This is a genomic window from Isobaculum melis (assembly GCF_900111355.1).
GTDB classification, from domain to species: Bacteria; Bacillota; Bacilli; order Lactobacillales; family Carnobacteriaceae; genus Isobaculum; species Isobaculum melis.
Map to the genome: position 1 here is coordinate 93,426 of NZ_FOHA01000009.1, position 14,203 is coordinate 107,628.

The window sequence follows — 14,203 nt, forward strand, 5'->3', positions numbered from 1 at the left end:
ATAAAAAATCTTCTATTTGTTGTCCACCCTATCATCCAATCATTTCAAAACAAATAGAACCGTTCATTTTTTGCTATCTAAGAATATTTGTTTTTCTGTCAAAACCCTCTTGTTTTATCCTATAAAAATAGCATATAATAAATAAAGAAATACAATTAAAGTATAATGATAACGATTCATAAGCAATAAATGAAAGGGGAATCCAAATGCATAAAATACTATTTGTAGATGACAATCAGCATTATCTTTCCTTTTTGAAAGAAGCACTCTCATTAGAAGGATATCAAATTAAAACAGCTACTCATGCAATGGCGGGTATTGAATTATTTAAAAAAGAAACATTTGATTTGGTGATTAGTGACTTAAAAATGGATGTTGTCGATGGCATTAGTTTTTTACACCTTTTGCGTAAAATAAATGAAAATACCAAAGTCATTATCCTAACTAGCTCAGAAAGTGAAGAAGATGAAATTAAAGGACTAGAATCAAACGTTAATGCTTACATACAGAAAGACACCTCTATCAAAATACTCTTAAAACGCATCGAACACACGCTTAACCAGACTTGGGTAGGAGAGACACATTCTTTATCCTCTAAAAATGATTGCATCCGGATTGATACAAATGCTAGAAGAGTTTTTAAAGATGAACAAGAAGTTTTACTAACCTTTAAAGAATATGAAATGTTGGTGCTATTTCTAAAAAATCGGAATATCGTCTTACCAAGAGAGCAAATTATCGCAACGGTTTGGGGCGAATACAAAGATTTTTTTGATACACGGATTGTGGATACCCATGTTAAAAAAATTCGCGCAAAATTACGTATATCTAGACTCTATACAGTAAGGGGAATTGGCTATGAGTGGGTTGAATAAACAGAAAAAATCTAAAAAATATATTTGGAGAAAATCATTTTATCTTTTAACATGCATTTATCTATCAATTGTAGTCGTTCTAGCATTAGGTGCCTATAAATTACCAAGCATTTACGAAGCTGTCGATAGCAAAAGAACTGAACAGATTAAAGAAAACATAGAACAAGTACTTCAAAACAAAGATCGTACCGCCCAGGAAAAGCAACTACATAGAATCGCAACTGATCATCATATTGATTTAGTCATTTTAACAGATGATGGCTTTGAATTTAAAACCACAAAGACCTCTGATTTCGAAGTACTACAGACAGATATCAATACCAAACTATTAAGCTATCAATCTTCCTATCATTTAAAATTAAATGATGTAAACTACCGCATTTGGCTTGCAGTTTATCAAATGGAACCTCAAGCTTTTTTTGAGGTGGTCATTTCACTACTCGTTTTTTCTGTCCTTCTATTATTCACCTTACTATCTTCACTTATTTTTATCATGTTTAAGAAATTAATTGAACCAATTAATCGCTTGAAGAACAATATTTTAAAATTAAAACACTTTCAATTTGAAGATGTTTCTAATGATAGTAAACGAACTGAATATGATGCCATTTCTGAAGAGCTAAGCGAATTCACAGATGATTTACAAGGGAAAATAGACAATTTTGGCATCAACTATACCCTATTAGAAAAAGAACTACAGGCCGAAAAAGAAAAATTAATCTATAAAAACCAATCACTTGGTACCATGGTACATCATTTAAAAACACCAAATGCGCTCATCGCTTTATACGCACAACAAGCACTCATGCAAACTGAAGATGAAGCAACAAAAGCAATCATCCAAAAGATGCAAGAACAAAACCAATTGTTATTAACTGAAATTAAAGAAATCGTGAAGCTCAGTCATGAAACAGCCACTGAGAAACAACCAGAAAATATGGATGTGATTACAGTGGCAAGAGAAGTGTTACAGCGTTTTGAAGACCTGCTACGAAGTAAAGATATCCTTTATAATCTAGATGCGCCAAGACATTTGGCCTTCACAATGGATCTAACCGAACTGAAGCAACTGCTCTATAATATGATGTCAAATGCTGCCCAATATACACCTGTTGGCGGAAATATTGAATTAACGATTTATCAGAAAAATCAGCAATTGCATATTGAAGCATTTAATGACATTGAACAAGACCATGGTATTGATTTTGAACAAGTTTTCAATTTATTTTATTCAAATCAAGGAGAAAAAAATGGCTTTGGAACCGGTATTGGGCTGTATACCATTAAAAATACCGTTGAAAAAAATCATGGTAGCTGTACGTTCACACCAGTTGAAGCAGGCGTTCGATTAGAGATTATCCTACCTTTTGGAGATGAAAATGATGAAGAAATATAACTATTTATGGTGCTTCATTCCATTCTTTTTCCTGATAAATAGTGCTATGCTAGTTTTTGCAGAAACGCCACAAGAAGAAATTTATTCAAGTAAAGAAGAAGCGGTTAAAGCAAAAACAGCTAGCCTACAAAGTAAGCCTGGTACCTACTTGGTTTTTCTACGCTATCATGATGATGATCAAACCATTGAAGAAAACGTTTATGTGACGGTCTTTGGTGAAGAAACTACTGTCAAAGATCCAATTGCAATTGATGCACATTCTATTGTCGTACCTAAAGATAGTATCGAAAAATTATCTTTAGCTGATTGGATCCAACTAACAGATGCTCGCGCTTGGCGCACGGATACAGCTGAACAAATTTCGGTTACCAGTGTAGATACTTCTAAAGTAAGCACAGAATTAGGCACCTATCCAATTACTTTTTTTACCGTCAATCAAGTACAGACAACGATTCAAGTGCAAGTTGTTTTAGATAAAGAAACCCAAGAAATTATCAATAGTTATCATCAGAATGACACGTTAGGCAATTTTGAAGAACTGGCTCCGGAAGAAAAAATTAGCTGGCTTAATTTTGAAAATGCCCTAACCGTTGTTTTACAATTTACCTTTATCCTTCTATTATTTGTGCCTATTATCGCCTTACTACTGCAATATGGCTTCACACAAAAGCTTGTCATGCAAGTCATTCGACTGGTTATTAAATAACACAAAAAGGACACAAAAAAAAAATAAATAACATTGAGTTAACTAACAAAACATTTTAATATTAAAATATACCAAATAGAAAAATAGCACACAACTCATAGGAGGAAATACATTGAAACAAAGAAATTGGGTAAAAACAATCATCACTATTGCGATGATTGTACTATTAACACTTTCTCAAACAAACATCTACGCTCTTGCAAATGTTTTAGATGAAAGTAAAGACACAGATAATGATTTAAGTACAATTGTTGATAGTAGTCAACAATTCGAGCAAGAAGAACAGCTGGAGATTGAACCGGAACAACTACCACTTGAAAATAATCCAGTACCAGAAATTAAAGAAGACGTTCCCCTACCAGAAGTTCCTACAATCGAAAGTCAACCTAAATCGACTACTCCTTTTGCAGTATTTGGTGGCATTGCAGGAAGTGGAGGAAGTGATTTAGCTGGGCAGACAGCATTGGAATACGATATTAGCAGTGCATTGCTTCATGCAAGAAGTTTAGATATCAGTGCTAAATTTGGTAGCGATCATGCCACAACAAATCGTAAAATAATCATTCATTTAAACAATGGTCTAGGAATCGCACAAGCTCCTGGTATGATTGCTACTTCGAAAGACAATAATGACTGGATCTTTTCCAGCACAGCACTAGAATCACAGTATCAGGGCGTCATCACGAATGCTACATATACACCTAATGAATCTATTTATGGTTACAATCCAAAAGGTGGAACGCTTATTTATGAAATCTCCCATGGAACTGCCAATATTGACTTTTCCTTATTACTTACCTTTGACTTAGGTTTTGGTGCAAATGATGGCCGCCGCAGTTTTGAAAATATTCTTGAAGTTTCTTCTTCTGCTGAGCTATCAGGTATTCCAACCATTATTTCTGATGAAAAAATTGAATCTTACACAGTTACTGGAAAGCTTGAACCTTGGTTTTATAGAAGAGCCCTCGAACAAATCATTACTCCTGGTGATGAAGTTGTTGTCCCTTACCGTCTTAGTACCGCGGGTAGCAGCTTTACTAACAGTCGAGATGAACAAGTACTATACGATGAGTATGTCCAAACATTTTATTTTAAGAAAGAATTAGGGTTTCAAAAACTGGATAATCCAAATAATTTTATGGAAGAATCGCAACTTAGTTATTCTGTTGACTCTGTCAGTGACCCTGATCATGATATTGTCACGTTGACTATTCAAAATTTTGCAACCAGTGATCGTCAACTCATTTCATTTTATTTTTCAACTGCAGCAAATATTGAACCAGGGAATTACACCATTCAAGCCACAGAATCCCGTGCAACGCCTTACCAATCACCCACTTCCTTAGAACTAGGTAAATGTGATGCACAAATCATCAAAGTTGCAGCAATTTTTGAAAACAAACTGATACCTAAACCTACTACTGGTAGAGTTTTTAACACCCCCAGCGTTTTGGAGGCAACAAACTATCCTTTAGGTGTCTATCATTTTTCTAATTCATTTGCTGAAAATGTGACAGATCAAAAAATCCGTTTAACCTTTGATGATCCAGCAATTGGTGTGACTTATGTGCAATTAGTAACTGGACAAAACCAAGATGCAACAAATGTGACAATAAAAACCAATAAAGACCAGTACACCATTGAGCGTATACCATTTTCAAAAAACTTTAAACTAACTGGAGTAGCAAACTTAGATTTAACTGATTACACAAGTGACCCTGAGGAATTTATTAAAGAAATCATCTATGAGTCAACAGAATTCTTACCTGGTTCTGGGACAAATGGAACGCCTTCTGTTTCTTATAGTCTATGGTCATCTACACCTGGCGTATTTTACGGAAAATTCTTTTATGCACCAGAGTCTAAATTATTCGAGTCTACTTTATCTACAGTTGCAGTGAGTGATGGAGATTTAGATGGCCCTGAAGCTAATCACAGCATCATGACAACGACCGTTTCTAACAACACTCATATGACTTTTAGACATAATAATCTGTTGTCTTCACTAGACCATAAAGCTGGCGATGTTACTACGCTAAGATCTTCTTTAACAATTTCTAAAGAAGAATTAAATGGTGCATTTGTCAAAAAAGGGTTTGATCTCTACTTAAGAGAAGGAGACTATTTACAAATTAATCCAGAATCAATCGTTGTCAAACAAGGGACTACATTCTATCGTGTTGAAGATGGGACCATTACACCGATTGAAACCGTTGATAATACAGGAAATAGAGTCATTAAGTTTACCTTAAACGATGTCACTTTAGGCGTTAAAAACGGGACAGAGGCTCATCCTCCAATTGAATTATCTTATGATGTGAAAATAAAAAATGAAACACCTGCTACCACTATTAATACTGCCGATTTACTAGCAATCATTCCTAGTAACGGTGATACAGTCACTGTTGTTGGAAACACGGCATACTTTAATACAAAAAATAAATTTGATATAGATGGCAGTGGCGATACAAACAAACTTGTTGGTACACTCAACAAAGATACTACCCTAAAAATTAGTGCACAAAAAGAGTTTTCAGTTAGTACAGCTGCCAATTTAAATGACGGTCCTTGGACAAGTTATGACTATTATACAGGTAAAACGATTATTGATTTAAATCCAAAAGGAAGAACAAATTATCAATTAACGGTTGCGAATAATACTGGTAAAGAAATTGACGGTTACACTGCTTTAATTCCTGTTCCAAAAGCAGGTGAACAAACCGATTTAACACCGGATACCCCTGCTGAATTTAACCAAAATGATCATTTACAAAAAGAAGCATTTGGTTGGACAACCTCCATTTTAGACGAGATTGTTCCAGTTGGAAATTTAAACTATGAAGTCTTGTATGCCACAACTTATGAAATTGAAAAAGATTCACCTCAATTTAAAGCATGGAATGAGATTGAAAATAAAGAAGAGATTCGAATGGTAAAAATTTCAACAACTGATACTATTCCGAATCAATTTACTGAAGCGATTTGCTTTCCATTAAATCTAGATGATCCTAAAGCTGAAATCAATGCTGGAAAAGCAAATATTTATTCTGCACGTATTTATAGAGCCATTCCAGGTGCTGTTTCTGGTTATAAACCAAGCGATCCCATTGCGATTCGCTTAAAAACAGGTGTCATCAAAGGACAAGTGTTCAATGATACAAACCGTAATGGCATTAAAGATGCTGAAGAAAATGGTCGTAGTGGTGTAACCGTTAGAGCTTATGAAACCGGTACAAACAAAGAAATCTACGCAGTAACAACAGATAAAGATGGTTATTACGAATTCTTAGGTTTAGACAAAAATAAAAAGGTGGATATTCTCTTTATAAATCCGACGACTAATGATGAGACACGCTTCTCCCCTCCTACAAGTGGTGGAAGCACACCAACAGAATCAGGCGATCATCTTCAAGCCATAGCCAGCAATCTTGTTCCAAGTGCAACAAATTTTGATCAAATTGATGCTGGGATTATTGAACCAACAAAGATTACCTTAAACCCTGTAGGTGGCACAACAGCCAATACAATCATCAAAAGATATCCAGGTGACACCATCGTAGCTGAGCCATCAGCGATTTATCCAGGAACTGATTTTACAGGCTGGTATGATAGCATTCTAGGTGGCACAAAAATTACCTTTCCATATACAGTTGGTACAGAGGATACAACATTATTTGCACAATATAAAGCCAAAGAATACCAAATAACCTATCAGATAGAAGGTACGCTAACAAATGATACTGCGTTCTTCGATACCCTATTAACCAAACCAAACGATCCAACAAAATATGGTCATGACTTTACTGGTTGGTATAATGCAGCTACAGGTGGAAATAAATGGCATTTTACAACAGATAAAATGCCACCTAACAACTTAACACTGTATGCACAATTTACTGCAACAAAATATAATGTCCTGTTTAACGATGAAGGAACTGAAACAACAGTACCAACAACATATGATACTTTAGTAACAGAACCAGCTCTCCCAACTAAAGAGGGGCATACTTTCGTAGGTTGGTATGATGCAACTACAGACGGAAATAAATGGAACTTTGCAACAGATAAAATGCCTGCAAATGAGCTAACATTATATGCTCGTTATACAGTCAATGACTACCAAATAACCTTTAATGATCAAGGAACTGAAACACAGCTTTCAGCAAGTTACGATACATTATTAACAGAACCAACAACACCACAAAAAACGGGTTATACCTTCATTGGTTGGTATGACACTGCATCAGATGGTGGGAATAAATGGGACTTTGAAACCGATAAAGTACCTAGCAACGACTTAACCCTGTACGCTCGCTTTGCAGCTGGAGAATATAAATTAACCTTGAATAATGAAGGAACAACTTCTGATCAAATGGTAACCTATGATGCTTTACTAACAGAACCAGCGCCTCCTACTAAAATTGGCCATACCTTCATAGGCTGGTATGATGCAGCTACAGGTGGAAATAAATGGAACTTTGCAACAGATAAAATGCCTGCATATGAATTAACCTTATATACACAATATACAATTAATCATTACCAAGTAACCTTTAATGATCAAGGAACAGAAAGTACACTTTCAGCAACTTTTGATACCTTATTAACAGAGCCAGTAGCCCCGACTAAAGCAGGTTATACTTTTATGGGCTGGAAAGAGCAACTATCTGGAAATGAATGGCACTTCGCAACTGATAAAGTGCCTGCACGAGAGTTAACCTTAGTGGCTCAATTCAAAGCAGATAACCAAACCATTACCTTTGATGTCACATCAGGCGATCTAGCAAGTAAACCAGCTGATTTGATTGCGCCAACAGATAGCAATATCAATATTGATGCCATCAAGAAACCAACCAAACCAGGCTATACCTTTACTGGCTGGTATAATGATACAACACAAATTAGTGGGACGATTCAAATGCCTGTTGGCGGCTTAAACTTAAAAGCTAGATGGACTGAAGCTGACCAAGTCATTCACTTTGATACAGCTGGTGGAACGGGTGTTGCATCCATTACAGCTAAAACACATGAATCAGTAGATATTGATGCTCAAATCACAACGAAGGCAGGCTATACCTTTGAAGGCTGGTACGATGGCGATACACAAGTTAGTGGGGTCATTACAATGCCAGCAGGTGGGTTAAATCTTACTGCGAAATGGTTTGCAGAAGATCAACTCATTACATTTGATGTTAATGGTGGTGATTCTACAACACAACCAGAAGACATGATACTAGCCACTGGTGAAACTTTAGATTTAGACACTTTAACAGAACCAACTAGAACAGCCTATGAATTTGCTGGTTGGTATGATGGTACAACTAAATACAGCGGAAAAATCACAATTCCTGCAGGTGGCTTAAATCTAAAAGCTGAATGGATTGATTTAATTGCATCTGGTTCATGGAAAATTCAGGCTGAAAACTTCTCTATTTCAGTTGCTGAATTGGAAGCATTAAAAGCCAATGGTACACTTCAATCAGAAATTTTAAAACGTAGTCAGGCAAAAGCTTGGGTCGAGAAAACAAAAGATTCATTAGATCCTATTGAAGTAGATGATACAAATCTAATAGCTGCTGTTGGAACTTATCAAGTGACCCTTTCTTATGATCCAGCAACTCAAATAAGTAGCGACACAGACACAAATGATACAAAAGTTCTAGCAACAGATATCCAAATTGAAGTGACGGATGAGGAAAATCTACCTGATAATGAAGATGAAGAAAAAGAAGAAATAGAAGATACAGAAGAAGATAAAGCTGAGTTACCAAGTACAGGTGAAAAAGTATCTTACAATATACTGTTAGCTCCTATCATTGCACTTGTAGGTATCTACACTTTCCTAAAAAAGAAAAGAGGTTCTCTAAATGACTAGTCAAACATCAACTCCTACTACTATTGGAAACAAGGAGCAATATTATCGACAATATATTTATCATTTAAGCAAAGCATTCTGGAAAGCAATTGAAGATGATTGGGATAATTTATTAAAATATACGAACCTAAGCATCCATGAATACACCATTCTTACTTTTCTAAATGCAAACGGAAATCTAACGATTTCAGCATTAGCACAGCTTGGTTTAATGCATATTTCAACTGCACAAAACGCTTCGCATAAATTACAAAAAGCAAATTATCTGACGTTACAGAAAAGTACGATTGATAAAAGAACAACCTATGCAACCATTACTGATAAAGGCCGAAAAATCCTTGGAGATATTGAACAAAAATGGGATAAGACAGATAGCACACTATTTGAAAAAACAACAAATATGTCTCAATTTTTTGGACAAGAGCCTGACTTCCGAGAAGTGGCCATTTTGCTTAAATCCTACTATGGAGAATCACTGTTTTCACAAATGATTCTTGAAGAAGAGTCTTTAGCAACAGGTGCCTAATTTATTCTCCCCCCTTCCTCGCTGATCAAACTAAATCAGTGAGGGAGTTTTTTTCAATGAATGTCTGTAAATATTTTTTCCTATTGACAAAGGCTCCCATTATCTGTTAAACTTTGAAGCAAGTTGATAAAACTTTATAAAACGCATTGATGAGAAGAGTACGTTTAAACAGAAACTTTTTAGAGAGCTTGGGTAGCTGAAAACAAGCAGTGGATGTTGAACAGAAGATGGTCTCTGAGTGGAATGACTGAGTCTAACTAAGATAAGGTGATTACGGGCACACCCGTTACAGTGTAACAGTATACGAATTGCAATGGATTCAAGTACTGATAGAGGCTAATACTGTGAAGTATGAGCAAAACAAGGTGGTAACACGAAGCAATAAACGCTTTCGTCCTTGAACAAAAGATAACTTATCTTATGTTCAGTGACGGAAGCTTTTTTATTTGAATAAAGAAATGCTAAGACAAGGAAAGTACTAAAAAGAAAGTCCCACAGAGAACCTGTAGATGCTGAGAGCAGGTGGCGGAATTTTTAAGAAAATGGCCTTCGAGCAAGGGTACCGAGTATAGAGACTTCTATATAAGGCTATCATGGGCGCACCCATTACAGTGCTAGCGTATCAACCAACTGGTTTGTACGCAAAAAGGTGGTATTCGTGAGAATATCATAAACAAAGGTGGTAACGCGACATTTATGCTCGTCCTTTTAGTCAAAACAATAATTGGCTAAAAGGATGAGCTTTTTATTTTAAAAAAAAATTGGAGGCAGAAACACATGATTGAATTAAAAGATATTAACGTGACGTTTACACAAAAAAAACAAACAATTGACGCTGTTAAAGAGGTCAATTTATCTGTAGATAAAGGTGATGTTTATGGTATCGTTGGCTTTAGTGGTGCAGGAAAAAGCACCTTGGTTAGAACCATTAACCTCTTACAGCCCCCTACTACAGGCGAAGTATTTGTAGGTAAAAAACCGCTGCAATTATTATCTCCCTCAGAACTGAGAGAAGAAAGAAAAAAAATTGGGATGATTTTTCAGCATTTTAACTTAATGAATACTCTTACGATTCATGAAAATGTGGCTTTCCCTTTAAAAGGTAGCGCATTAAGCAAGGCAGAGAAAAAGCAAAAAGTCACTGAACTATTGGAGCTTGTTGGTCTTTCAGATAAAAGTAAGGCTTACCCTTCTCAATTATCTGGTGGACAAAAACAAAGAGTTGCGATTGCCCGTGCTCTAGCTAATGATCCAAAAGTATTATTATGTGATGAGGCAACAAGTGCACTTGATCCACAAACAACCTTATCTATTCTAAAACTATTGAAGGAACTCAATCAAAAGCTCTCATTAACCATTGTTTTAATCACTCATGAGATGCAAGTAGTCAAAGAAATTTGTAACAAAGTAGCCGTAATGGAAAATGGGAGAATCGTTGAAAAAGGAAATATTGTAGATATCTTTAGCAAACCACAATCTCCTGTTACCCAAAACTTTATCAATACAGCCACCCATATTGATCAAGCTTTAGAAACGATTTTATCGCATAAGAGTGTGGTGCATATTGGCCCTCAAGATTTCCTAGCTAAAATCACTTATCTTGGAGATACAACCAGTGAACCGCTTGTTGCGCATTTATATAGTCAATTTCATATTACAACCAATATTCTCTCTGGGAATATTGAAATTTTACAGGATACACCAATTGGAAACCTAATTGTGACCTTTTCAGGAGAACAAGAAAACCTAGCACAAGCTTTAGCCTATTTAGAGGAAAAGCAAATTCAAGTCACACCGATTACTAAAGACATTACGAATTAAAGGAGAGAATCATCATGCAACAATTTTTTGACACTTATTTACCTCATGTTGCTCCACTAAAAGAGGAGTTTATTACAAGCACTTGGCAAACCTTATATATGGTTGGTGTAACCGCACTAATCGCTGGGATTTTAGGGATTTTATTAGGCGTGATTTTACTCGTTACAGATAAAAATGGCATTATGGCAAACCCCTTTATCTTTCATATTTTAGATAAATTTGTGAATATCTTTCGCTCTATTCCATTTATCATTATGATGGCAATGATTGTCTCCTTCACAAGATGGGTTGTTGGGACATCGATTGGAACAACTGCTGCAATTGTTCCGCTTGTGGTTGGAACGACCCCTTTCTTTGCAAGACAGATTCAAAATGCTTTGGTTGAAGTAGACCCTGGTGTGATTGAAGCAGCTCAAGCAATGGGGACAAGTCCTCTAGGGATTATCTTCCGTGTTTATTTAAAAGAGGGCTTAGCAGGAATCATTAGAGCAGCGTCCATCACCATTGTCAACCTCATTGGTTTAACAGCTATGGCAGGTGCGATTGGTGGCGGTGGTTTGGGAAATCTAGCCATTGCTCGCGGCTATAATCGCTTCTTTAACGATATTACCTTAGTTGCAACACTGATTATCTTAGCAATGGTTTTTATCAGTCAATTTATTGGCAATCTATTGATCAAAAAAGTGAGCCACTAGATAGAACATATTTGAAAAAAGAAACGGGGAAATAGAAATGAAAAAATGGACAGTTGGTTTAGTACTTGCCACAATTTTAGTCTTATTTGTAGGTTGTGGAAACAGTAAAAAGGATGATAACACAAATAAAGTAAAAATTGGACTTGTTGGTCAAAATAATGAAGTCTGGGATTATGTCAAAGAGGAACTAAAAAAAGATGGTATTGATTTAGAGTTAGTTGTTTTTGATGACTATAACCAACCGAACGCCGCGTTAGCTGAAGGTGAGCTGGATCTTAACTCCTTTCAACATCAAAGCTTTTTAGATAGCTATAATCAAGACCATGGGACGAAATTGGTTGCGATTGGTAAAACATATATTGCACCACTTGGGATTTATTCAGAAAAAGTGAAAGACATTAGTGAGATTAAAGAAGGCGCTAAAATTGCCATTCCAAATGATACAACAAATGGTGGACGTGCGATTTTACTCTTACAAACAGCTGGCTTAATCAAAGTCGATAAGGATGCTGGTTTAATGCCAACAGTAAATGATATTACTGAAAATAAATTAAACCTTAAAATTGAAGAATTAGATGCGGCTCAAACAGCACGTGCACTGCCAGATGTAACAGCTTCAATTGTTAATGGAAATATGGCTGTGGATGCTGGACTAAATCCACTAAGAGAAGCGATTTATTTAGAGCCAATTGATGAGACATCTGATCCTTATATCAATATGATTGTAGCCAATGAAAAAGATAAGGATAAAGAAATCTTCCAAAAAATTATCAAAGCTTATCAAACAAAAGAAGCGGCTAAAATTATTGAAGAAACAACCAACGGCTCCGCTATGCCGGCTTGGGAAGAAAGCAAATAATCAATGATTGATTAAATAAAAACTAGAAGAGAAAATGGAGGAATGAAAAATGAAAAAATGGTCAATAAGCTTTTTAATTATCGCAATACTCGGTTTTGTCGTAGGCTGTGGTAACAAAAAAGAAGAGAGTGCTGAAAAAGTTGAAAAAGTAAAAATCGGCGTTGTTGGAGAAAACAATGAAGTTTGGGATTATGTGAAAGAACAATTAAAAGAAGAAAATATTGAGATTGAGTTAGTCAAATTTACAGACTATACACAGCCAAATGCTGCTTTAGCTGAAGGCGAAATTGACTTAAATTCATTCCAACATCAAATCTTTTTAGATAATTACAATAAAGATCATGACACAGATTTAGTCTCTATTGCTGATACACAAATTGCCTCATTAGGGATTTATTCAAATAAAATTAAAGATGTAAAAGAGTTAAAGGAAGGCGCTAAAATTGCGATTCCCAATGATTTAACCAATGGTGGGCGTGCTTTATTACTTTTACAAACAGCCGGTTTGATTAAACTAGATAAAACAGCTGCTCAAACCCCTACTGTAAAAGATATCACTGAAAATAAATTAAATCTTAAAATTGAAGAATTAGATGCAGCCCAAACAGCTCGTGCACTACCAGATGTTGATGCTTCGTTAATTAACAGCGGCATGGCTGTCGATGCTGGCTTTGTACCAACTGAGGATGCAATCTTCTTAGAACCAATTGATGAGACATCAAAGCCTTATATCAATATTATTGTGGCAAATGGGAAGGATAAAGATAAAGAAGTCTTCAAAAAAATTATAAAAGCTTATCAATCTGATGGCACAGCTAAGCTGATTGAAGAAATTTCAAAAGGTTCTTCTACTCCTGCTTGGACACAAGATAAATAACAAAAAAACAATCTACTTTTCTAGGGTAGATTGTTTTTTTATTTTCAGTTTGTTCACTGATACTTATCTTTTTCTTTTAAAGATGATGTAAAAGGCAAGCATTAACAGCATCCCACCAAGGGCACTTAACAGAATATAAAGCCATGTGTAGTCTTCACGAATGGTTACATCCGATTTGTTTAACTCTTTGGCTTCATCTGCATCGATGGTAAACTCTTGTTCAAAATGCCACGTATTTTCACCTGATGTAGCCTCCATACTTAGTAGGTAAGTTCCTGCTGCTAACTTCTCTCCTTCTAACATCGTTGGAAAGTCAAAGTTAGAATTTGGTGCCATTTGCATCGCTTCCTTTGTGGTGCTATAAAGCACATCTTGGCTGCCTTTTTTACGAATTTCTGTGGAGATTTTCAATTGATTGACAAAGGTTGGTGTTGTATTTTGGACATTTGCTTTGATGGCATTTCTAGCATTGACTTGATCTGCTACCACTTGATTTAAAACAAGCTCTGGCTTAACTGCCTCATCTGATTCACTGAGCACAATCCCAACGACATAGGCATATTCATTTTTAAT

10 protein-coding genes and 2 other annotated features are annotated in these 14,203 nt (G+C 35.7%); of the genes, 9 read left to right on the forward strand and 1 reads right to left on the reverse strand.

Translation table 11 applies throughout. The annotated features are described in order from the left end of the window. The first annotated feature begins 206 nt into the window (after positions 1–206). The 9 genes from BMW29_RS08285 to BMW29_RS08325 all read left to right on the forward strand — a co-directional run bounded on the left by BMW29_RS08285 (position 207) and on the right by BMW29_RS08325 (position 13,630). Complete coding sequence (locus BMW29_RS08285) at positions 207–875, forward strand: response regulator transcription factor (protein ID WP_092652308.1); 669 nt, start codon at positions 207–209, stop codon at positions 873–875. Beyond that, complete coding sequence (locus BMW29_RS08290; RefSeq protein WP_092652310.1) at positions 859–2,271, forward strand: sensor histidine kinase; 1,413 nt, start codon at positions 859–861, stop codon at positions 2,269–2,271. The genes BMW29_RS08285 and BMW29_RS08290 overlap by 17 nt, the downstream gene beginning before the upstream one ends. After that, positions 2,258–2,977, forward strand: a complete 720-nt coding sequence (locus tag BMW29_RS08295) for a hypothetical protein (RefSeq protein WP_092652312.1) — start codon at positions 2,258–2,260, stop codon at positions 2,975–2,977. The genes BMW29_RS08290 and BMW29_RS08295 overlap by 14 nt, the downstream gene beginning before the upstream one ends. A gap of 112 nt (positions 2,978–3,089) precedes the next feature. Next, a complete protein-coding gene (locus BMW29_RS14130; protein WP_092652314.1) occupies positions 3,090–8,852 on the forward strand; it encodes an InlB B-repeat-containing protein in 5,763 nt (1,920 codons plus the stop codon). Then, positions 8,845–9,378 carry a MarR family transcriptional regulator gene (locus BMW29_RS08305; protein ID WP_092652316.1) on the forward strand — a complete coding sequence of 178 codons (534 nt, stop codon included), beginning with the start codon at positions 8,845–8,847 and terminating at the stop codon, positions 9,376–9,378. Before BMW29_RS14130 ends, BMW29_RS08305 begins: the two co-directional genes overlap by 8 nt. 137 nt (positions 9,379–9,515) lie before the next feature. After that, positions 9,516–9,780 (forward strand) — a binding site (T-box leader). Between the two features lie 52 nt (positions 9,781–9,832). Then, positions 9,833–10,089: a binding site (T-box leader), on the forward strand. Between the two features lie 66 nt (positions 10,090–10,155). Further along, positions 10,156–11,199: a methionine ABC transporter ATP-binding protein gene (locus tag BMW29_RS08310; RefSeq protein ID WP_092652318.1), complete on the forward strand. Its 1,044-nt coding sequence runs from the start codon at positions 10,156–10,158 to the stop codon at positions 11,197–11,199. 14 nt (positions 11,200–11,213) lie between these two features. After that, positions 11,214–11,894, forward strand: a complete 681-nt coding sequence (locus BMW29_RS08315) for a methionine ABC transporter permease (protein WP_092652320.1) — start codon at positions 11,214–11,216, stop codon at positions 11,892–11,894. Positions 11,895–11,931: 37 nt separating this feature from the next. Continuing rightward, on the forward strand, positions 11,932–12,753 hold the full coding sequence (locus BMW29_RS08320; protein WP_092652322.1) for a MetQ/NlpA family ABC transporter substrate-binding protein: 822 nt from the start codon (positions 11,932–11,934) through the stop codon (positions 12,751–12,753). Between the two features lie 49 nt (positions 12,754–12,802). Beyond that, a complete protein-coding gene (locus BMW29_RS08325) occupies positions 12,803–13,630 on the forward strand; it encodes a MetQ/NlpA family ABC transporter substrate-binding protein (protein ID WP_092652324.1) in 828 nt (275 codons plus the stop codon). A gap of 63 nt (positions 13,631–13,693) precedes the next feature. Here BMW29_RS08325 and BMW29_RS08330 read toward each other — a convergent pair. Continuing rightward, on the reverse strand, positions 13,694–14,203 hold a 510-nt coding region (locus BMW29_RS08330), incomplete at its 5' end, for a DUF3324 domain-containing protein (protein ID WP_143047347.1).

What these genes read in the sequence shown, in the direction of transcription:
- BMW29_RS08285 (WP_092652308.1), top strand. Translation starts at nt 207, where the DNA reads ATGCATAAAATACTATTTGTAGATGACAATCAGCATTATCTTTCCTTT.
- BMW29_RS08290 (WP_092652310.1), top strand. Translation starts at nt 859, where the DNA reads ATGAGTGGGTTGAATAAACAGAAAAAATCTAAAAAATATATTTGGAGA.
- BMW29_RS08295 (WP_092652312.1), top strand. Translation starts at nt 2,258, where the DNA reads ATGAAGAAATATAACTATTTATGGTGCTTCATTCCATTCTTTTTCCTG.
- BMW29_RS08305 (WP_092652316.1), top strand. Translation starts at nt 8,845, where the DNA reads ATGACTAGTCAAACATCAACTCCTACTACTATTGGAAACAAGGAGCAA.
- BMW29_RS08310 (WP_092652318.1), top strand. Translation starts at nt 10,156, where the DNA reads ATGATTGAATTAAAAGATATTAACGTGACGTTTACACAAAAAAAACAA.
- BMW29_RS08315 (WP_092652320.1), top strand. Translation starts at nt 11,214, where the DNA reads ATGCAACAATTTTTTGACACTTATTTACCTCATGTTGCTCCACTAAAA.
- BMW29_RS08320 (WP_092652322.1), top strand. Translation starts at nt 11,932, where the DNA reads ATGAAAAAATGGACAGTTGGTTTAGTACTTGCCACAATTTTAGTCTTA.
- BMW29_RS08325 (WP_092652324.1), top strand. Translation starts at nt 12,803, where the DNA reads ATGAAAAAATGGTCAATAAGCTTTTTAATTATCGCAATACTCGGTTTT.